At 58.4% G+C, this 20,147-nt stretch carries 15 protein-coding genes and 2 pseudogenes; 12 read left to right on the forward strand and 5 right to left on the reverse strand.

Features of this window, described 5'->3' with window-relative positions:
* Positions 1 to 36: 36 nt before the first annotated feature.
* The 3 genes from WE862_RS07890 to WE862_RS07900 all read right to left on the reverse strand — a co-directional run bounded on the left by WE862_RS07890 (position 37) and on the right by WE862_RS07900 (position 1,720).
* A complete protein-coding gene (locus WE862_RS07890; protein ID WP_041210400.1) occupies positions 37 to 537 on the reverse strand; it encodes a YfbU family protein in 501 nt (166 codons plus the stop codon).
* Between the two features lie 163 nt (positions 538 to 700).
* Complete coding sequence (gene bcp / locus WE862_RS07895; protein WP_042031799.1) at positions 701 to 1,165, reverse strand: thioredoxin-dependent thiol peroxidase; 465 nt, start codon at positions 1,163 to 1,165, stop codon at positions 701 to 703.
* 21 nt (positions 1,166 to 1,186) lie between these two features.
* The gene (locus tag WE862_RS07900; RefSeq protein ID WP_041210402.1) at positions 1,187 to 1,720 is read right to left on the reverse strand and encodes a glycine cleavage system protein R; all 534 of its coding nucleotides are present in this window, start codon (positions 1,718 to 1,720) and stop codon (positions 1,187 to 1,189) included.
* A 204-nt stretch (positions 1,721 to 1,924) separates the two neighbouring features.
* On the opposite strand from WE862_RS07900, the gene dapA reads away from it, so the two are divergent.
* The 3 genes from dapA to WE862_RS07915 all read left to right on the forward strand — a co-directional run bounded on the left by dapA (position 1,925) and on the right by WE862_RS07915 (position 5,192).
* Positions 1,925 to 2,812, forward strand: coding sequence for a 4-hydroxy-tetrahydrodipicolinate synthase (gene dapA / locus WE862_RS07905; RefSeq protein ID WP_041210403.1), 888 nt, complete (start codon positions 1,925 to 1,927; stop codon positions 2,810 to 2,812).
* Entirely contained in the window at positions 2,805 to 3,929 is a 1,125-nt protein-coding gene (gene bamC / locus WE862_RS07910; protein ID WP_042031798.1) for an outer membrane protein assembly factor BamC, read from the forward strand. Before dapA ends, bamC begins: the two co-directional genes overlap by 8 nt.
* Before the next feature lie 159 nt (positions 3,930 to 4,088).
* Positions 4,089 to 5,192, forward strand: a complete 1,104-nt coding sequence (locus WE862_RS07915) for a phosphoribosylaminoimidazolesuccinocarboxamide synthase (RefSeq protein WP_042031797.1) — start codon at positions 4,089 to 4,091, stop codon at positions 5,190 to 5,192.
* A 118-nt stretch (positions 5,193 to 5,310) separates the two neighbouring features.
* Here WE862_RS07915 and WE862_RS07920 read toward each other — a convergent pair whose 3' ends face one another.
* On the reverse strand, positions 5,311 to 5,913 hold the full coding sequence (locus WE862_RS07920) for a short chain dehydrogenase (protein ID WP_042031796.1): 603 nt from the start codon (positions 5,911 to 5,913) through the stop codon (positions 5,311 to 5,313).
* Between the two features lie 97 nt (positions 5,914 to 6,010).
* Between WE862_RS07920 and WE862_RS07925 the strand changes: the two genes are divergently transcribed.
* From WE862_RS07925 to WE862_RS07940, 4 genes are all read left to right on the forward strand, one after another.
* Complete coding sequence (locus WE862_RS07925) at positions 6,011 to 6,910, forward strand: LysR family transcriptional regulator (RefSeq protein WP_042031795.1); 900 nt, start codon at positions 6,011 to 6,013, stop codon at positions 6,908 to 6,910.
* Positions 6,911 to 7,016: 106 nt separating this feature from the next.
* A complete protein-coding gene (locus tag WE862_RS07930) occupies positions 7,017 to 7,649 on the forward strand; it encodes a DUF2057 domain-containing protein (RefSeq protein ID WP_042031794.1) in 633 nt (210 codons plus the stop codon).
* A 71-nt stretch (positions 7,650 to 7,720) separates the two neighbouring features.
* On the forward strand, positions 7,721 to 8,167 hold the full coding sequence (locus WE862_RS07935; RefSeq protein ID WP_042031793.1) for an HIT domain-containing protein: 447 nt from the start codon (positions 7,721 to 7,723) through the stop codon (positions 8,165 to 8,167).
* 89 nt (positions 8,168 to 8,256) lie between these two features.
* Complete coding sequence (locus WE862_RS07940; protein WP_033114911.1) at positions 8,257 to 8,958, forward strand: DUF3334 family protein; 702 nt, start codon at positions 8,257 to 8,259, stop codon at positions 8,956 to 8,958.
* 68 nt (positions 8,959 to 9,026) lie between these two features.
* Here WE862_RS07940 and WE862_RS07945 read toward each other — a convergent pair.
* Positions 9,027 to 10,026, reverse strand: a pseudogene (locus WE862_RS07945) (DUF2860 family protein).
* 197 nt (positions 10,027 to 10,223) lie between these two features.
* Here WE862_RS07945 and arcB point away from each other — a divergent pair.
* The 5 genes and pseudogenes from arcB to WE862_RS07970 all read left to right on the forward strand — a co-directional run bounded on the left by arcB (position 10,224) and on the right by WE862_RS07970 (position 20,143).
* Entirely contained in the window at positions 10,224 to 12,536 is a 2,313-nt protein-coding gene (gene arcB, locus WE862_RS07950; RefSeq protein ID WP_042031791.1) for an aerobic respiration two-component sensor histidine kinase ArcB, read from the forward strand.
* Positions 12,537 to 12,569: 33 nt separating this feature from the next.
* Positions 12,570 to 13,934 carry a dGTPase gene (gene dgt / locus WE862_RS07955; protein WP_042031790.1) on the forward strand — a complete coding sequence of 455 codons (1,365 nt, stop codon included), beginning with the start codon at positions 12,570 to 12,572 and terminating at the stop codon, positions 13,932 to 13,934.
* Positions 13,935 to 14,249: 315 nt separating this feature from the next.
* Complete coding sequence (locus WE862_RS07960; RefSeq protein ID WP_033114907.1) at positions 14,250 to 14,453, forward strand: hypothetical protein; 204 nt, start codon at positions 14,250 to 14,252, stop codon at positions 14,451 to 14,453.
* Between the two features lie 237 nt (positions 14,454 to 14,690).
* The gene (locus tag WE862_RS07965; RefSeq protein WP_339058723.1) at positions 14,691 to 18,929 is read left to right on the forward strand and encodes an ATP-binding protein; all 4,239 of its coding nucleotides are present in this window, start codon (positions 14,691 to 14,693) and stop codon (positions 18,927 to 18,929) included.
* A 31-nt stretch (positions 18,930 to 18,960) separates the two neighbouring features.
* Positions 18,961 to 20,143: pseudogene (locus WE862_RS07970) on the forward strand (EAL domain-containing response regulator).
* Positions 20,144 to 20,147: the final 4 nt, after the last annotated feature.

Raw genomic sequence — 20,147 nt, forward strand, 5'->3', positions numbered from 1 at the left:
CCAGTGGCGCCTTTTTTGTTGTCTGGTGGCCAGCAATCAGGCAGCCAGCACTTTGCGGATCTCCTGGATGGAGAGCTTGTACTGACGTGGACATTGGCGCCATACAGTCAGCATCCGCTGGTACTTGTCGCGCATGGCGATGTCGCTGGAGAGCTCGTCGCACGGGCACTTGAGCTCGGGGAAGCGCTTGTCCACTTCCAGCAGGAAGCAGACATAGTCGGCCAGCTCCCGCTCCTGACTGCGGCTGTAGCCGTTGAACTCCAGCCGGCTGGCGTTGATCTCGCCCTGATCGGCTGCATCCAGATTACCCCATGAGATGGCCAGCGCGTGGTGCAGCTCCAGGGTATCGATCACCTCCTGGCAGGTCGCCAGATCCAGATGGCCGAAGCTCTTCTCCAGCTCGAGGATTTGCAGGCAATAGCCGCGCTCGATGATGGTGCTGGCACGCTGGTAGAAGTCCGCTTTCTCCGGATTGAGTTTTGCCAGAATTTCGTACTGGTTGCTCAGGATCAAACGCTCTGTGTTGCTCATGTTCATGGGATATCTCGCTGGAAGATGATTCTGAGGTCACGTTAACCCATATATAAAATGAATTTTTTGATCTGGGCGGGGGAGTTGGTGAGAAAAATCTTCAGGCAAAAGGTGGCTTACCAGAACAAAAAAGCCTGCGTGGCAGGCCTTTCAATAAGACAGGCGGGGATTATCCCTTGAGGAAATCCAGTACCACCTGATGGTGATCGCTGGTCTTGAACTTGTCGAAGTGGTGGGCAATCTTGCCCTCTTCGTCGATCAGGAAGCTCTGGCGGTGAATACCGTCATACTCCTTGCCCATGAACTTCTTCGGACCCCAGACGCCAAAGGCATCGGCGACGGCGTGATCCTCATCGGCCAGCAGGGTGAAGTTGAGCTGATCGCGCTCTTCGAACTTTTTCAGGCGCTTGGCCGGATCCGGGCTGATACCAAGCACCACCACATTGAGGGCAGCCAGCTCGGCGTTGACATCGCGCAAGCTGCAGGCCTGGGTGGTGCAGCCGGGGGTCATCGCCTTGGGATAGAAGTAGACCAGCACTTTTTTGCCGCGCAGGGAGGAGAGTTGCAGCGGATTGCCGTTCTGGTCGGGCAAAGTGAAGTCGGGGGCGGGGCTGCCAGCTTGTAATGGTTGCATGGGGTCTCCTTGAGTGAGTGCTCAGGCGTGTTTGCGATTGACGATAAACTCGAACGATTCTGCGCCCAGTTCACGACAGAATCCGGCGAAGGCGGTCTGCGACCGTTCAACCTCTCCCTCTTTGGCCAGATTGAGCTGGAAGCTCATCTTGAGCAGGTTGAACGGCTGCTGTTCCAGGGTCATGGATTGCATCGCCTGAATGTTCCAGCCATGTTCGCTGAAGAACTGGGTGCACTGGCTTACGATGCCCGGCTCGTCACGGATCAGGATCCCGACGCTGGCGCTCACGTCATACTGGAGCGACTGGTGGCGCTCGGTGCGCTTCATCATGGTGATGAGGTCCCACTCCTGGCTGCGCAGGGGGAGGCTGATCTCGAGTTGCATCATGCTGTTCCAGTCGCCCGAGAGCAGCATGATAAATGTGAATTCATTGCCGAAGATGCCAAGACGGCTGTCCACAATGTTGCAACCACAGCTACTGACGTGACGGGTCACTTCATTGACGATGCCAGGCCTGTCCGTGCCGATGGCCGTTACGACCAGATAGTGAGTCATAAATCTTCTCTCGTCCGTTATGTATCTTGAAAGCCGCACAGGATTGCCGATTTTCGGGCTGTTGATGGCCCGCCGCGAGGTGCTCCCCCGACTCTCATTTATTGCTTTTTGTGGCCGATGGTATCACGGCTTGTCCCCTCTCTCCCTTGTTTTTCAAAGGGGGCAGCTTTACCATTACGGCCCTGAAAATCGGGAGAAATATCCATGTTGCGCGGTAGTATTGTTGCCCTCGTTACCCCTATGCTGGCTTCAGGTGAAGTCGATTGGGCCAGTCTGGCCAAGCTGGTCGAGTATCATGTCAGCGCCGGAACCAGCGCCATTGTCGCGGTTGGTACCACAGGGGAGTCGGTGACCCTGAGCGAGCAAGAGCACATTGCCGTCGTTGAAAAGACCGTTGAATATGCTGCCGGTCGCATTCCTGTCATTGCAGGCAGTGGCTCCAACAATACTGCCCACGCCATCGAACTGAGCAAACGCCTGGCCAAAACCGGCGTGGTTGCTGGTCTCTCGGTGACCCCTTACTACAACAAACCCACTCAGGAAGGTCTCTATCGCCACTATTGTGCGATCGCCGAGGCTAGTGGTCTGCCCCAAATTCTTTATAATGTGCCCGGTCGCACCTGCTGTGACCTCAAACCGGAGACCGTGGCCCGTCTGGCCAAGGTGCCCGGTATTATCGGCCTGAAAGAGGCAACCGGCGATTTGAGTCGCACCCCGCTGCTGCGCGAGCTGTGCGGGCCGGATTTTGCGCTCTACAGTGGCGACGATGCCACTGGCTGTGATTTTATGCTGCAAGGCGGTGATGGTGTCATTTCGGTCACCACCAATATTGCAGCGGCCCAGATGGCCGACATGTGTCGTGCTGCGCTGGCCGGTGATGCCGGTCTGGCCCACGATATCAACAATCTCTTGATGCCGTTGCACAAGACTCTGTTCTGCGAACCGAGCCCCACCCCGGTGAAATGGGCCTGTGCCCAGCTGGGATTGATTGCAACAGCAACCTTGCGTCTGCCGCTGGTTGAACTCTCTCCCGAGGGTGAACAGCAGATGGCGCGAGCACTGACCACTGCGGAGTTGATGGCGAGTGTTTAAATCAAATGGAAAGGGAAATAGTGCCCGTCTGGTGCTGACTGTTGCGACCGCCGCCGTGCTGGCCGCGTGCAGCACGCCCCAGGATCGCAAAATGGCCAACCGCGACTTCGGTTATGAAGATGCCCGCCTCGAGGGCCGTGCATTCCTGATCCCGTCAGGATTGAGCGCCCCCGCCTTCAACAGCCAGTTCGATATTCCGCCGTTGCCCGAGAGCAGCCGTGACGGTGCCCTCGGCGCCAAGATCGACGTGCGTCCTCCCGCCCAGCTGCTGACTGTGGTGCCGGGTAGCCAGGTTGTACAGAATGCCAGTGAACCGACCATCGCCTACTATGCCCTGAGTACCAGCCAGAGCGTGGAGCGCGACACCTGGTCGTTCCTGATGAACTTCCTGGCCAAGTACAAGGTCACCACCGAGAAGCTGGACCAGCAGGCCGGCGTGCTGCAGACCGGCTGGTTTGACAACACGGTCGCCCTCGATGGCTGGGGTGAAGATGACGATGATTTCAAAATCCGTCAGCGTTACCAGTTCACCGTTCGCAACGACGAGGCGCGCCATGCCGTCAACATGTCGGTACGGGTACTGGATCACGAAGAGAGCTTCGATGGCGAGACCACTACCCAGCTGAGCCCGGCTGAAGCGCAGCGTTATGCCGTGCGGGTGCTCAACCAGTTCTCTCTCTATTACGACAGCCAGCTCAAGTCCCGCGAACAGCACAAGTCCAACGAGGGCATGGGGCTGGAACTGGGTCTGGACAACAACGAGCTGAGCGCCTGGATTGCCGATGGCTCCTTCGAGCAGGTATGGCGCCGTCTCAACCAGGTGCTGCCGGGCTACGGCTTCGTCATTAAGGATACCCAGCAGTCGCTGGGCTGGATCGACGTCGAGTATGAAGCCCCGTCCGCCGAGTTCTGGAAGGCGAAAGGGAGCGAGCCGTTCAAACTGGAAGAGGAGAAGTATCGCTTCCAGCTGGGTGAAATGGCCGGAGGCAAGACCTCCATCACCCTGTTCGACAAGGACAAGAAGCCGGTGTCGTCCGGGGTTATCTCCCAGATGTACATCAGCATGTCCGAGGCGTTTGCCAAAGGACTGGCTGCACAGGCAGCAAAATCAGAATAAATACAGGGGCCTTGTGCCCCTGTTTTTTTATCTCTGCACAGCTGGCGAGCCACTCAATGTGGATACCGGCGTGCAGGGCATGGATTGATTACCCCCAACGAGAGCGGAGCTTGCGGCTTCTCTCTTATTACCCCCCACAAACAGGAAGTGTTATTAGCCATGAGTCTTGCAGACCAAGTATTGGCGGTGAATGACGATTTGCCGATCCGTACCGATAAGCCTGTCCATTCCGGTAAAGTGCGTAGCGTCTACTGGTTGACCGCCGCAGACAGCGCCCGTCTCATTCGCGAGAAGGGTTATGACGTGCCAGCGGATGCGCCGCTTGCCATCATGGTGATCAGCGACAGGATCTCTGCCTTCGACTGCATCTGGCAAGGTGTGAACGGGCTGAACGGCGTACCGGGCAAAGGGGCGGCGCTCAACGCCATCTCCAGCCACTGGTTCAAGCTGTTCAAGGAGAAGGGGCTGGCCGACAGCCACATTCTCGACATCCCGCACCCCTTCGTCTGGATCGTGCAAAAAGCCCGTCCGGTGATGATCGAGGCGATCGCCCGCCAGTACATCACAGGTTCCATGTGGCGTGCCTACAAGGATGGCGAACGCGAGTTCTGCGGCATCACCCTGCCGGAAGGGCTCAAGAAGGATCAGAAGCTGCCGGAGATCCTCATCACCCCCTCCACCAAGGGCGTGCTGAAAGGACTGGATGGCGTGCCGGAAGCCGATGACGTCAACGTCTCCCGTGCCGATATCGAACGCCACTACAAGGGCTTCAACTTCAGCAAGCCGGCCGATATCGACCGCTACGAAGTGCTGCTCAAAGAGGGCTTCAACGTCATCAGCGACGCGCTGGCCGAGCTGGATCAGGTGTTCGTCGATACCAAGTTCGAGTTTGGCTACGTCCACGATGCCGCCGGCAACGAAAAGCTCATCTACATGGATGAAGTGGGTACCCCCGACAGCTCCCGCATCTGGGATGGCGCCGCCCTGCGCGACGGCCAGATCGTCGAGAAGTCGAAAGAGGGTTTCCGTCAGTGGCTGCTCAACCACTTCCCGGATCCGGACATCCTGCTCAACAAGAACCGCATGCCGGAACGCTTCGCCCTGGCCCGCGACAACAAGCTGCCGACCGAAGTGATGATGGATATCTCCAGCACCTACGTCGGGATCGCCGAGAAGATCATCGGCCACAAGCTGGAGCTGTCGGCCAACCCGAAGCAGGAGATCATTGATATCCTGCGTGCGCAGTACGGTCTGATCGACTAAGGGTTGCGCTCTTTTTTGCCATCAGGAAACAAACGTTTGCCGATGATGAAGAAGAGACCCAGAGAAACAGACGGGCCCCATTGCGGGGCCCGTTTTATTTTCTGTCCGGGTGTGGCGATCAGCCAATGACTTTGAACACCTGGCCGGTCTGGATACCCAGCACCGACTTCTTGTAGGCCTGCGCCACTTTGGCGGCGGGCACCGGCACGAAGCCCGGGAAGAAGTCGGCGTATTTGTCCATCGACTCCGCCAGCACGGTCGGGCTCACTACGTTGATGCGCAGGCCGCGGGGCAGCTCGCAGGCGGCCGCTTTGACGAAGTGCTCGATCGCGCCATTGATAGTGGTGACACTGGTGCCCCAGTTGATGGGTTCCTCGCTCAGAATACCGCTGATCAGGGTGATGGAGCCCTTGTCGCTCAGGTGGGGGATAGCGGCACGGGTCAGGTTGATCTGGCCCATCAGCTTGCTTTGCAGCCCGACCTGCCACTCTTCATCGGTCATCTCGGTCAGGGCGTTGAAGGCCACGTTGCCGCTGGCCACTACCAGCGCATCAAACTGGCCCAGCCCGGCGAACAGCGCCTTGATTGAGGCGGGATCGCGCATGTCGACCGTGGCATCCCCCTGGCTGTGGCCGACCCGGATCACCTGATGATCCCTGGCAAGCAATTCGCTGACGGCAGAACCTATGGTGCCGGACGCACCCACAATCACAATCTTCATCTCTGTCACTCCTGGTTGGGATGTGTTGATTCTAGTGCAACAAAAAAAGAGAAAAAGCGCGTAAAATAAACCCATTGTTTCCATATTGGAGTTAATAATGGATATCGCCCATCTGGCCAGCTTTTATGAGGTGGTTTTGCGGGGCAGCTTCTCTGCCGCCGCCGATGCACTGGGGGTCAGCAAGGGGATGCTGAGTCGCCACGTCAGCGCGCTGGAGTCCTCCCTCAACGCCCAGCTGCTGCAACGTACCACCCGCCGGCTCAGTCTGACCGAAGCGGGGTCGACTCTCTATCTGCAGGCGGGCGAGATCTTCGCGCTGGCGCGGCAGGCGGAGCAGGATATTCAGGCGCTGACCGAAGAGGATAGCGGACGACTGCGTTTCACCTGCCCGATCAGCACCGGCGATCGCATGGTGAGCGAACTGATCGCTCGCTTTGCCGCGCTCTGTCCCGGGGTGGCGGTCGAGCTCAACTTCACCAATCAGGTGGTCGACATGAGCCAGGGCGAGAATGACATCGCCCTGCGCGCCATCAATGAGGTGCCGGACAATCTGGTCGCACTCCCCCTTGGCCGGCTTAAGGATGTGGTGGTGGCCAGTCCTGCTCTGGTAGCAAGGGAGGGGAAACCGGCAACGCCCTATGAGTTGGGGGGGCTATCCTGCCTGCCCATGGGGAGCAATCCGGCCTGGGAGCAGTGGCACTTCAGCCGCAAGGGCGAAGAGACCCACATTCTGGTGCAGGGCAGGGTGCGGGCCAATCAATACAGCACCGTCATTGAGCTGGCCCGGGCAGGCATGGGCTATGCCAAATGCCCGCTGGTGGCGGTGGATGCCCTGCTGGCGGCGGGAGAGCTGGTGACCGTGCTCGATGACTGGCAGAGCGGTCTGCACCAGCTTCATGTGTTGCATGCCCAGCAGCGGCGGGTGCCACGCAAGATCCGCTTGTTCAAGCAGGTGCTGGCCCAGTGGTTTGCCGATCATCCCCGTTATCTGCTGTAAGAGGAGGTATCGCTCCGGCTGCGCTGATGGGGCCCGGCTTCGTTATTTTTCTGTCATCTTCGGCTGCTACCCTGCGCCCATTGTCGGCATCAGGAAGCGAGAAGCGATGAACAAGCATTGGAGATGGGCGGGATTGGCGCTGCTGTGCGGCATCGCCAGCGTGCAGGCGGCGGTCGAGGTGAGCGTGCCGGAGAATTTCCGCATCCTCGCGGTGAGTAGTGGCACGCTGCAGGATGAGCAGCACGCCACCCTGAGCGATGGGGAGCAGCAACTGCTGGTGCGTTTCGAGGGGGTCATCCCCAGCCGCAGCAGCAGCGAGAATGATCGGCAGGTTCGCTCCGAGCCGCAGGTGGTGCGCTATCAGGCGAGCAACCAGCGGTTGCAACTGGTGGCGAGCGTACCGGCCGATGAGCAGGGGATGCAGGCCTATGCCAAATCGCCCGCAGTGGCGTTGCAGGAGAGTGGCCGGGGACTTGCCATCCAGCAGGATGCACTGGTGACCAGCGGCATGCTGCTTGGGGTGGATTGGAACGGGAAACTGGCTGAATACAACCGCAGTGGTGGCAAGGCGGCCCTGACGGCGGGAGTGGTTGCGGCTCCGTCAATCAATGCAGTTTCTGGCGGCTCTCAACCTGTTGTGGCAGCCGGCGAGCTGGAAGGGCAATTGCAGCAGCTGTTCCTCAAGGCAGACCCGGCCCTTCGCAAGCGCTTTATCAGTTGGGCCGTGCCGCAGCTTTAAGTTTGCCGCCCGTTGCAGTAACGTGGGCATCCCTGTCGGATGCCCTCTTCATCGTACTCAACGAGGTGTTCATGTTTGAATTGCATTCCCGCCTGCAGGCCGATACCTGCTGGCTTGGCGATCTGCCGCTCTGCCGCGTCCTGCTGGCCAAAGACAGTCAATACCCCTGGCTGATTCTGGTGCCGCGAGTGGCCAACCTGCGCGAGATCCACCATCTGGCACCGGAACAGCAGCAACAGCTGATGCAGGAGTCTTGCGCCGTCGCGGCGCTGATGGAGCAGGCCCTCAGTCCGGACAAGATCAACATCGGCGCGCTCGGCAATCTGGTGCCGCAACTGCACATTCATCATGTCGCCCGTTTCGCCACCGATGCCGCCTGGCCTGGCCCCATCTGGGGAGCTCATCCGGTCGTTCCTTATGAGCCACAAGTTTTGGCGCAGCAGGCCGATACATGGCGTGCCCGGCTCGCCAAGCTGAGCGGTTTCACCCCTGTGGTTGCTGATAACGGAGTCAACTGAGAGGCGTGTCGCTATTTCAGTCTTCTGGCCGCGCCATCTGTTAGAGTTATGGTATAGATAAGCCCATTCTCGATGTTCAGGAAGGACACATGATAGTTACAAGATCCGATGATGACGTCGTGTTGACGACTGAGGATGTACTGCTCAGTCTGTGCAACTCGGTAACCGACGTATTGAGTGCCGCGACCATGAGTCAGGTACGTTTTTCCGGTATGGTGCAGCGGATCAGCAAGACCTGCCTCAAGCCCGATATCGGCTGCTTCGTGCTGTTCGATGGCGGCTTCTCCGGTCTGGTGGTGATCAACTTCTCCGCCGCTGCCGCCATGGAGCTCTATGAGAGCTACATGCTGAGCATGGGGCTCTCCAAGGAGGATCTCGCCATCTCCCACACCTCGGACGAGGTGAGCAACGTGATGGGCGAGCTGATGAACCAGATCGTCGGCAGCTTCACCGTGAAGGTGGGCCGCGATCTGCAGACTCACATCACCCAGAACCAGCCGAAGATGCTGGCCCTCAACAAGCAGGTGATGCTGAGCGTCGATACCAATCTCGACAGCCCGGAGTCCCGCCGCGTCACCTTCTTCACCGCTCGCAACAACATCTTCTATCTGGAGCTGGCGATGGACAAAACCGAGTTCATTCGCATCCACAATGAGGGGATGGAGCACGAGGAGCTGGATCCCGATGCCCTGATAGCTCAGGCCAAGCAAGACGCAGCCAAACCGGCGCCTGCAGCAGCGCCAGCCGCCAGCAACGACCACGATGATCTGCTCGACTCGCTCGGTATCTGAAGCCGGTTTACGGCAGCAATGATAAGGCCACCCATGGGGTGGCCTTTTTTATCGCTGCTTTGCTGAGGTTAGAAGTTGTAGAGCAGACCGGTGCTGACGCGACTCGCTTCGGTATCGTAGAAGCCGATATCGGAGCTGGCGTTGGCATAGGAGAGGGTAAAGGTCGCGCTGAGCGGTTTCACCCCGAACAGACTGTGCCAGAAGAAGGTGCCGTTGATGGCGAACTCGTCCGCATCGGCGCGCTGGCCGAAGATGGGGTTGGCTTCGTCATACTTGCGCTTACCTGCATAGACGTTGCTGACGATGAACCAGCTGGGGACCGCGCTTGGCATAGGTCAGTTGCAGGCCGGTGTTTTCGAAGCTCTCGGCGCTGCCATCGAGGTTGGCTTGCTTGTAGATCAGCGCAGGTTCCAGAGCCTGACCGTCGGCGAAGGTCCACTTGTAGGAGAGCTGCATGTCATACATCTTGCCATTGCGAACCAGCATGGATGCGTAGTGAGTGCCATGAACCCGGTCATACTGCTGGCCGCTCTGCTCATCATCCATATCGATGCTGCGGGCGGTGATGCTGCCGTTGAAGTTGCTGCCCCAGATCTTGTCCCAGGCGAAACGCGCCCCTTTGGATTTCAGGTCGGAGGAGCTGCGATCCACGCCGGTGGCAAAAGGATCGCTCCACAGCTCTACCGGCATGGCGTTGAATACCAGCGAGGTAGCGACGATCCCCTTGTCGCCCATCTCCTGACGCAGACCGAACTGCTGGGTGAAGTCGAAGCGGATGGCATCCTGAATGAGGTTACCGAGGAAGATCTGGGTGCGGGTATCGGCAAAGGTGTAGCGGATATCGGCGTTGATCAGCGGAGTCAGCTTGTTCTCGCTATCCGGTGAGCCCAGATCGTTGATGCGACTGTGGTTGTCGTCGCCAGCATAGAAGTTGGACTTGTAGCTGGTGGCGCTGACGCCGCCCAGCAGGAAGCCGGACCATCCGGACTGGCGCGGAATTTCGCCCAGATCGGCATATGCAGCGTGGCTCGCAAGCAGGCCGAGGCCCAGCAAGGTGAGATTGCGCATCAAAAGACTCCTGATATATCAAACTGTTGAGGTGTAAAGCCCGGGATGTTCGTGCTGCTGATGTCACCTTGATATTGCCCGGGCGAGTGCAATGGTCACATATGATACAGGAATATCCAATTATTGGCTTATCACACAAGAGTTAAGCGCGTTGTGCTGGTATTCTGTCCGGCGAATATCGGGGAGAAAACAACAAGATGAAGCAGATTAAATCCTGGGCGCAATACTACGTCGATCTGATGACCAAGCTGGGGCTGGTGCGTTTCAGCATGTTTCTGGCCACCGGCATCATAGTGCTGGCGGTCGCCATCCAGATGGGGGTCACCCTGTTTTTGCGGGGCAGCATCGATGTCATCGATTTCGTGCGCTCGGTGTTTTTTGGTCTGCTGGTCACCCCCTGGGCGGTCTATTTTCTCTCCATCGTGGTGGATCAGCTGGAGGATTCCCGCCAGCGGCTGAGCCGGATGGTGCGCAAGCTGCAGGATATGCGCGAGCGGGATCTCGAGCTCAACAATCAGCTGCAGGAGAACATCAGCCGCCTCAACAGCCAGATCGCCGAGACCAACCGGGCCGAGAGTCTGCGTCTGCAGGCCATCGAGGATCTGGAGAACGAGGTGTTCCAGCGGGAAAAGGCCCAGCTTCATCTGGGAGAGCGCACCGCTCTGCTGCGCTCCTTTATCGACTGCTCCCCGGATCTGGTTTACTACCGCAATGAAGATGAGCAGTTCTCCGGCTGCAACCGCGCCATGGAGGAGCTGACCGGCAAGGCTGAGAGCGAGCTGATTGGCCTTACCCCGTTCGATGTCTACAAGCAGGAGATCGCCAACAAGGTGGTGGAGACCGACCGCCAGGTCTTTGCCAGCAACGAGCCGCTCACCTATGAGCAGTGGCTGGAGTATCCCGATGGTCGCAAGGCCTACTTCGAGCTGCGCAAGGTGCCCTTCTTCGACCGCTTCGGCAAGCGACTCGGCCTGCTCGGCTTTGGCCGTGACATCACCGAACGCAAGCAGTATCAGGACAAGCTGGAGAAGGCGAGCCGCGACAAGACCACCTTCATCTCCACCATCAGCCACGAGCTGCGTACCCCGCTCAACGGCATTGTGGGGTTGAGCCGGATGCTGATGGATACCCCACTCGACCCGAGCCAGCGCCAGCAGCTCAAGACCATCCATCTGAGTGCGGTTACACTCGGTAACATCTTCAACGACATCATCGATCTCGACAAACTCGATCGGCGCCGGCTTGAGATCGCGCCAACCCGGATCGACCTGCCTGCCTTCCTCGACGAGCTGGAGACGCTGTCGCGCATTCAGGCGGAGCAGAAGGGGCTCTATCTGCACTTTGATCGCGATGGCGACATGCCGCAGTTCGTGATGGCGGATGGTACCCGACTGCGTCAGGTGTTGTGGAATCTGGTGGGCAATGCAGTCAAGTTTACCGATGAGGGCGGCGTCACCGTGCGCTGCCTCTCCCATCCTGCCGACGAGCCGGGCAAGCTGGCGCTCCACTTCGAGGTGGAAGATACCGGCGTCGGCATTCCCCGCGCCCAGCAGGAGAAGATCTTCGCCATGTACTATCAGGTGCAGGGCAAGAAACACGCCACCGGTACCGGTATCGGCCTCGCGGTCTCCCGTCAGCTGGTACAGGCCATGGGCGGCCAGCTCTACGTGGATAGCGAGCCGGGTGAAGGCTCCTGCTTTACCGCCGAGCTGGAGGTCGCCTGTGTCGAACAGGTGTTGCCTGAACTGGAAGAGGAGATGCCTTCCCTCGACATCCTGCTGGTGGAGGATGTCGAGCTCAATGTGACGGTTGCCTGCGCCCTGCTGAATAAGCTCGGCCATCAGGTCAAGGTGGCACGCGATGGCGCCCAGGCGCTGGCGATGGCCAACCCGGATGATTTCGACCTTATCCTGCTCGATATCCAGCTGCCTGACATGACCGGGTTCGATGTGGCGGCAACCCTGCTCGAGCGCTACGGCGAAAGTTTGCCGCCCATGGTTGCCCTGACGGCCAATGTAACCGGCGATCGCCAGTACTATCTGGATCGCGGCATGCGGGATGTAATCAACAAGCCGCTCGGCTCGAAGGCGGTGCGTGAGGTGATTGGTCACCTGTTTGCCGATCTGGCCGACGACGAGGCGGACGAGCAGGCTGATGCGGTAGCTCAGGATGCGTTGCTGGATCTGCCTTTTCTCACCGACTATGCCGATACCGTGGGCAAGCCGGTACTGCTCTCCAGCGTCGAGCTGTTCGAGAAGATGATGCCGGACTATATGGCGGTGCTCGACTCCAACATGATCGCGCGGGATCAGGCTGGCGTGGTGGAGGAGGCGCACAAGATCAAGGGGGCGGCAGGTTCCATCGGCCTGCGTCGCCTGCAGCAGACGGCGCAACTGATCCAGAGCCCGGATCATCCCGCCTGGTGGGAGAATGTGGAAGACTGGATTGAGACGCTGCGCCGTGAATATCCGGGCGATATCGCCCGTCTGCGCCGCTGGTTGTTGTCTTGAATCTAATGGGAGCCGCGGGCAAGGAGCCACAGGATGTATAGCCGTTTGATCACCCCCGAGCGTGTTCACCCCTGGGGAAATGAGGATCTGTTGGAGGCGACCGAGCTGGATCGCGCCCGCATAGTGCAGGCGGCGCCGGTGCGCCGGTTGCAGCAGAAGACCCAGGTTTTTCCGCTCGATGTGAAAGCCTCGGTGCGCAGCCGTCTCACCCATTCGCTGGAGGTGCAGGAGACCGGCCGTCAGATCAGTCGCCGCATTCTGGCGGAATTGCCGGCCGGTGTGGTGTGCGAGGGGGCCTTTATCAATCTGGTGGAGATGTCCTGTCTTTTGCACGACGTGGGCAACCCGCCGTTCGGCCACTTCGGCGAGCAGGTGATGAGCCAGTGGCTCGGTGAAATGCTCGATCCCCTCTATCAGCAGGCACTGGCACAGCCCCCCTCGGTCCAGTGGGCGGAGCTGCGTCAGGATCTGCTGTTGTTTGACGGCAATGCCCAGAGCTTGCGGTTGGTACACAGCCTGCACGAGCTCAACCTGACCCTCGGCCAGCTGGGGGCGCTGTGCAAATACCCGCAGCAGCCGCAACCCGGTGTGAGTTACGGCCAGCATCATGGCTGGAGCAGCAAGCGCGGCATCTTCTTCAGTGAACAGCCCCTCTATCGCGCCCTCGGCCAGAGTCTGGGGCTGGCCCCAGGCTGCCGCCATCCGCTTGCCTACATCATGGAGGCGGCGGATGACATCTCCTACTGCATCGCTGATCTGGAGGATGCGGTAGACAGGCGCATTCTCACCCTGAATGAGCTGCTGGCTGCCCTCTGCAGCGCTGATGGCAGCGAGTACATGACGACCCTGCTTGGTGATGCACAGCGCTCCAGCTGGGGTTTCTTCCCCCATTTTCGTCACCGGTTGACCAGAGATCTGGTGGCGCTGGCGGCCAGCACCTATATCAGCGAGCATGAGGCGATCCTGCAGGGGAGCTATCCACAGGCCCTGCTCCACGGTCAGGCTCCCGCGGCGCGGGTGCTCGATATCCTCAAACAGGTTGCGCGGGCGCAGGTTTTCATGCGCCCCGAGGTAGAGGCGCTCGAACTGGAAGGCTACGCCGCCCTGCGTGGTGTGCTCGCCACCTACTCCTGCCTGCTGGCCATGCCGTCCGGGCAATTTTCCCGTCTGCTGGCGGGTGAGGGGGGGAGTGAACTCTTCTTTGCTCGCCGCCTCTATCACCGGCTCTCGGCGCGCCATATCAAGGCCTATCGATTGGCAGTGGCCGTGCGGGACGAGCGTTTTGTCTGCGAGCAGGAGCAGGAGTGGTACTACCGGGTACGCCTGCTGCTCGACTATGTCAGCGGCATGACGGATACCTATGTGCTGGAAGAGTACCGCCTGCTCTCGGGGATCTGATGACTCGGACTCCCTTTCGGGCAGCATAAAATGCCGTAAAAACGTTTAAAAAGGAGCCGCAAGAGGCTTGTGTTAAATTCGGAGTTTTTTTAGACTGCTGCAACCTGTTCAACTTTTATCCGGTAAGGAGACGAAAATGCACCATCAGATGCTAAATCTTGCATTCTCTCGCGGCACTGCGTGCGGCGTGAAATCTCGTGCTCTTTTACCGCGTGGCGTAAACAGGTAACCCCTGTCTTTTTATCACCCGCGGTTCGTCCCGCAGGGTGATATCCACTTTCTCCGGGAGAACCGCATGTTCAACTGGAGAATGTCATGTCTATCGAACTGGTTTTACTGCGTAGCGTCGAGTCTTTGGTACAAAAGCGGATCGCCAAGGTCGAGCGTCGTCTCGCCGTGATCAATCTCTCGCCTGCCCTGCTGAAAGATATCGGTCTGGAAGGGTATGAGGGGCAGATCTCCCATATCCGTGAGCGCGAGTATCAAACAGGCTTCCGGCTTGGGAATCGAATAACCTGATGTGGTGGGGGCGTTGTCCCCCCCAATCTCTTTAACGTTGCGAAAAAATGACGTGACAGACCAAAATCTGTCACGTTTTTTGCTTTAAAAAGGATTGTTTATTCACATTCAGCCAATATCCCTCTATTCTCTCGGCCCCGTTTATAGCGGAACTGTTTGTTTTCTCACCGGCTAGAGCCATTATCTAGAGGGTTGAGGATGAATCGTATTGGCCTCACTCATCAGGACAAATAGCTCATGTCTCGCGCTTGTCATCTCCTACTGATTTTTTGCTCACTGCTTCTGCTGAGTTGGCACGTTGCTGCAGAGTCATCGCCCGAAGAGGAACAAAGAGCGGTTGATGAGCAGGGCTTCTCTCAGGAGCTGGTGGTGGGCGTCCCCCGTGGGGGCTATCCCCCCTTTATCTACGAGGTGCCATCGAAACAGTACGCCGGTTCGCTCAAGGAGCTGGCCCTGCGGATTGCTGCCGAGATGGGATTAACGCTGCGTTGCGTATCCTTTAACTCTTATATCGAAGCTCAGGAAGCGCTGAAGAAGGGGAAGGTTGATGCTCTGGTAGGGGTGGAGCTTGATGCCTTGCCGGTGGAGGGGGTGAACCATATCGGTCACCTCGGCTCTTATGGCCGCGCTATCCTGATGCAACATCCCAACCAGCGGTTAACGATCGAGCAGGCAAAAAAAATGCGCTGGGTTTGTATCCGCGGGTTTGGCAGCTGCCGTGAGCTGGCATCGCTGGGAATGCCCAACGTGACCCAGGTCGAGAGCCGTGATGAGGCAACCTATATGGTCAAGCTGGGTCTGGCCGATGGTTATCTGGCGCTGGGTGCTATTCTGGTGCGGGAGCTGCAGCGCCTCCCGGACACCATGGGGATTGCGACGCCTCGCTGGTTGAGCAGCAGCGCCCTGACGATTGCGACCAGCGCAAATAATAGTGAGCTGACAAAGCGGATCTGGCAGGCATATCAGAGGATCCCGGTGACCGATTCCCGCCTGCGCCTGGCGGAGGGGGATAGCCGCTTCAAGGTCGATCTGCTGCTGGAGCCTGCCGAGATGGCATGGTTAAAACAGAAAAAAGTGATCCGGTTTGCCGTAGCTCCCTCTTTTTCCGGTATCAGCGAGATCGATGAAGAGGGGAGATTGCACGGGTATGCCGCTGACCTGATGAAGCTTATCAGCCTGCGTTCCGGTGTCCGGTTTGAGCTGGTTCCGACCCGCACCTGGCAAGAGTCCATCGAACTACTGCAAGCGCACAAGATTGATTTGATCCCTCTGATGACTCCCCTGAAGGATCGGCGGGAGTTCGCCTCCTTTACCTCCTCTTACCTCAAGTTTGACAGCTACATCGTTGCCAGGATCGGTGCTCGCAGCTTGAAATCTCTGGCTGATTTAAAGGGGCGTCAGATCGGGGGGGTGACCGGTTCCTACGAGGCATCGTTGATTCGCAACTTTGGCGGGAAGATTGTTGAGGTTGGCCGCGATGCAGATCTTCTGAAGTTGCTCGACTCGGGCAAGGTTGATTACGTACTGCTGACCATGACCAACCTTGGCCAGCAGGCGATGAAAGGATTCAACGAGAAGTACCAGGTTGTGCTGGGGAGCCCTGAATTTTCGGTGCCGATCAGTATGGCGGTCGATATTGCACAGCCCGAGCTGACCAGAATTATGGACAAGTTGCTGCAGACCATTACCGATGAAGAGTGGCAGCTGTTCGATCGCCGCTGGCTCAACATCTCGGTCAATATGGCGGTGGACAATAGCCCTCTATACAAATGGCTGGCCTTTGCCATAGCGGCTCTTGGTACCGCGGGTCTGCTGGTGTTGCTGTGGGCGCGCAGCCTGCGTCGTCAGATTGCCCAGCGCAAGGTTGCGGAAAGCAAGTTGAATGAGCAGCTCTCTTTTGTGCAGACACTGCTCAACTCCTTGCCGACCATGGTGGCGCTGCGTGACAACGAACAGCGTATTACCCTTTGCAATCAAGCCTATCGAGAGACCTTTTTCATTGAGCATGATGGGCAGCAGCGAGACGATCTCGCGCATATGCCCGAGCCGGTTCGTCGCCAGATGGTGCAGGAGGAGCGAGCCGTCTGGCAGAGTGGTCGCCAGCTGGAGGGGGCGGGCAACAGTGTGCGGGCCGATGGTTCACCGTTTCATGTGATGTACGCCAAACTCCCCTATCGCGACCCGGCAGGCAAGATGCTTGGGGTATTGACCGTGCTCACCGATGTCAGCCAGATCAAGGATGCGGAGGAACGGGCGCGCAAGGCGGAAACCCGCCTGACCCAGATTACCGACAGTATGCCGGGCATTGTCTACCAGTATCTGTGGCAGGGGCCGGGCAAGGGACGTTTTCTCTATGCCTCCCAGGGGGCTCGCGAGATCCTCGGGGTCAGTCATCAGGAGCTTTTTGCTGCCGAGTCGGGAGGAGAGATCTTCGGGTTTACTGAAGAGGCGTTGCAGGACTTTGTCAGCAAGGTGGCCAATCATGCCGAGACCCTGGCCCCGCTTGATCTGGAGGTCAAGGTCGAGCGGCCGGAGGGGGATCGCTATCTGCAGGTACGCGGCAGTTTCGTGCGCCAGGAGCAGCATGAGCTGATCCTCAACGGGGTGATCCAGGACATTACGGCGCTCAAGCTGCAGGAACACCAGTTGCGCGAGGCGCAAGCCTATGCCGAGCAGGCCATGCAGGCGCGTAGCCGCTTTCTCGCCACCATGAGCCACGAGTTGAGGACCCCCATCTCCGGTATGCACGGCATGCTGGAGCTGTTGCAGATGAGTGAGCTGAATGACGATCAGCGCTACATGGTGCGCAATGTCGTCACTTCAACCAACAACCTGCTCTATCTGGTGAATGACATCCTCGACTTTTCCAAGATAGAGGCCGGCCAGTTGCGATTGCACTATCAGGTCTGTCGCGTGCAATCCGTTATTTGTGATGCGATCCGTGGCCATGCGACGCTCGCGCATAGCAAAGGGTTGCAGGTGGTGCTGGAGTGGGGTCAATCCGTGCCCGATCAGGCCGAGATGGATGGTGTCAGGGTAGGGCAGGTTATCTCCAATCTGCTCAACAATGCAGTCAAGTTCACCGAGCAGGGGAGAATCACTCTTGCTGTTAACTACCTCGACGGGTTGTTGAGCATTATGGTCGCCGATACCGGTATCGGGATTGCCGAAGAGAAGCAGGCGCTGCTCTTCACTCCTTTTGAGCAGGTGGAGTCAGACATCAATCGCCGCTTCGGTGGTACAGGGCTGGGACTGGCCATCTGCGATCAGCTGGTGCGCAAAATGGGGGGCAACCTGCATCTGGTCAGCAAGCCGGGTGAGGGGTCGAGTTGTACCTTCACCGTACCGTTGCAGAAACCACAATGGGACCTGCCAGCTTTGGCTGGGAGCGAGTGGTGGTATTTCAGCAACGATCCGGTGCTGGAGATGGCCATGAGACGTCTTGGCGCCAAGCTCAACCCCATTGAAGCGTCGAATTTCAGCGATGATTTGCAGGGATTGCTGCTGGCAGACGAACTTTGGCTGGAGCAGACGCTGGGGCCCGAGTGGCAAAGCTGGCTTCAACAAAGGGCTCTCAAAGGGATCATTGTGTCTCCCCGCGAGGCGCTCCGCGGGCGTCTCGGTGCTGCTCACTGGTGGCGACTGGGGCTCTCACCTCTCTATCCGGATCTGCTGCTGGAGAGTTGCAACGAATTGCTCAATGAGCAGGTTACCCCCATGCTCACTGCACTCGGGGAGAAGCTGGGAGGGAGGGTGCTGGTGGCCGACGATCATCCGGTCAACCGGGCTCTGCTGGCCAGACAGCTGGCCATTCTCGGGATAGAGGCACAGGTGGTTGAGGATGGCGAGAAGGCGTTGCGGGCATGGCAGGGGCAGGATTTCTCTCTGCTGCTGACTGATTGTCATATGCCGGTGATGGATGGCTATAGTCTGGCCAGAGCGTTGCGAGCCCAAGGAGTGACTGCGCCCATAATCGGGGTAACGGCTGATACTTCGGAAGAGGCGAGTGCCCGCATGACTGAGGCTGGCATGAGCGACATGCTGTTCAAGCCTTATCCCCTCGAGACCCTGCGTCAACTATTGGCACATTGGCTGACTGATGTGGCTACAGTCTCAACAGAAGAACCCGCAGAACAGCAGCAAATCGCCGAGCAGGCGGAACGCTGGCAAGGGCTCTTTGGTGATGAGGAGGCTGCCCGGGCGATGGCAAAAGAATATCTCGATTCCAACCGTCAGGATGGCAAGGATATGATGGTGGCACTGACTTGCCACGATACTCAGGCGCTGGTAGAAACTGCCCACCGTATCAAGGGGGCCGCACGCATGGTGGGGCTGCAAGAGCTGGCAGCACAGGCCGCCAGACTCGAATCGGCCGCACGATTGAAGCAGACGGAGGAGCTGGAAGAGTTGGTTTGCGGGGTACAGGTATTGATGAACGCAATCTCCCACGAAATTGGATTATGGCTCGATGAATAACGTACAAAACGTACACGATGAATTGGTCATCATGGTTGTCGAGGACGCATGCGTTTCAACGCAAGGCCCTGATGCACCAGATCCGTGACCTGGGTTATCAACAGTTGCTGGAGGCTCGTGATGGGCAGGAGGCACTTGAGCTGTGCCAGCGTCACTCGGTTGATATCCTGTTTTGTGACCTGCGCATGCCCGGCATGGATGGAATGGCTCTGTTGCGCCGCCTCTCCCTGGGGGGATTCAGCGGAGGCATCATTCTCTCCAGCGCATTGGAGGATGACGTCGTTGAAGCTGTGCTGCGGATGAGTGCCGCCTATGGTTTGCAGGTGCTGGGACGAATCGAAAAACCATCGACCAAGCAACAGTTAAAGGTGTTGATCGAGTCGTGGTCTCCCCGTCAGGAGCAGGCCCAAAAAGAGGATGGGCATCGGCTTGGGCTGGATGAGCTGCGACGCGCACTGGATGACGACCAAATCGTCCCCTGGTATCAACCGAAAGTCAGCTTTGCCACTGGTGAATGGGTCGGGATGGAGGCTCTGGCGCGCTGGCAGCACCCGGAATATGGCCTGGTTTCGCCGGGTCGCTTCATTCCGCTGGCGGAAAACAACGGGCTCATCGATCAACTGACCGAGATCATCATCAACAAGTCGCTGCGCGATGGTCATCTCTGGGAGGAGACCGGTCTCTCCCTCAATCTGTCGATGAACCTTTCCACCACCTCGCTGATTGAGGGGGATCTCTGTAACTCCCTGATTGCGCAATGTCAGCGCTGGAGCATCAATCCAGAACTCATCACACTGGAGGTGACCGAGAGCTCCTTCGTGCAGGATGTGGGCAAGTCGCTGGAAGTGCTGACCCGACTGCGGATGCATGGATTCGGTCTCTCTATCGATGATTTCGGCACCGGCTACTCGTCGATGCAGCAGTTGGCCCTGTTGCCTTTTACCGAGTTGAAGCTGGATCGATCCTTCGTCGATCGCTGCTATGCAGATCCATCCCGTCTGGCCATTATCGAGTCCAGTATCGAGCTTGCCCGCAAGCTGGGGCTTAAATCGGTGGCGGAAGGGGTCGAGGATGAGTTGACCTGGCAACAGTTGGCAAAACTTGGATGTGACGTGTGTCAGGGCTTTTTCTCTGCCAGACCGATGCCGCGCAGTGAATTGCAGGAGTGGCACCGCTCCTGGCAGGAGAGATTGCCTACACTTATATCGATCTGATTCT

The sequence above is a fragment of the Aeromonas jandaei genome (genome assembly GCF_037890695.1).
Taxonomy (GTDB): Bacteria; Pseudomonadota; Gammaproteobacteria; order Enterobacterales; family Aeromonadaceae; genus Aeromonas; species Aeromonas jandaei.

Excerpts from the sequence above, each read along its gene's own strand:
- WE862_RS07920 (WP_042031796.1), bottom strand. The coding sequence starts at position 5,913 with ATGAAGATTGTGATTGTGGGTGCGTCCGGCACCATAGGTTCTGCCGTC.
- WE862_RS07935 (WP_042031793.1), top strand. The coding sequence starts at position 7,721 with ATGTTTGAATTGCATTCCCGCCTGCAGGCCGATACCTGCTGGCTTGGC.
- arcB (WP_042031791.1), top strand. The coding sequence starts at position 10,224 with ATGAAGCAGATTAAATCCTGGGCGCAATACTACGTCGATCTGATGACC.
- WE862_RS07965 (WP_339058723.1), top strand. The coding sequence starts at position 14,691 with ATGTCTCGCGCTTGTCATCTCCTACTGATTTTTTGCTCACTGCTTCTG.
- WE862_RS07890 (WP_041210400.1), bottom strand. The coding sequence starts at position 537 with ATGAACATGAGCAACACAGAGCGTTTGATCCTGAGCAACCAGTACGAA.
- WE862_RS07900 (WP_041210402.1), bottom strand. The coding sequence starts at position 1,720 with ATGACTCACTATCTGGTCGTAACGGCCATCGGCACGGACAGGCCTGGC.
- bcp (WP_042031799.1), bottom strand. The coding sequence starts at position 1,165 with ATGCAACCATTACAAGCTGGCAGCCCCGCCCCCGACTTCACTTTGCCC.
- dgt (WP_042031790.1), top strand. The coding sequence starts at position 12,570 with ATGTATAGCCGTTTGATCACCCCCGAGCGTGTTCACCCCTGGGGAAAT.
- dapA (WP_041210403.1), top strand. The coding sequence starts at position 1,925 with ATGTTGCGCGGTAGTATTGTTGCCCTCGTTACCCCTATGCTGGCTTCA.
- WE862_RS07960 (WP_033114907.1), top strand. The coding sequence starts at position 14,250 with ATGTCTATCGAACTGGTTTTACTGCGTAGCGTCGAGTCTTTGGTACAA.
- WE862_RS07925 (WP_042031795.1), top strand. The coding sequence starts at position 6,011 with ATGGATATCGCCCATCTGGCCAGCTTTTATGAGGTGGTTTTGCGGGGC.
- WE862_RS07940 (WP_033114911.1), top strand. The coding sequence starts at position 8,257 with ATGATAGTTACAAGATCCGATGATGACGTCGTGTTGACGACTGAGGAT.
- WE862_RS07930 (WP_042031794.1), top strand. The coding sequence starts at position 7,017 with ATGAACAAGCATTGGAGATGGGCGGGATTGGCGCTGCTGTGCGGCATC.
- WE862_RS07915 (WP_042031797.1), top strand. The coding sequence starts at position 4,089 with ATGAGTCTTGCAGACCAAGTATTGGCGGTGAATGACGATTTGCCGATC.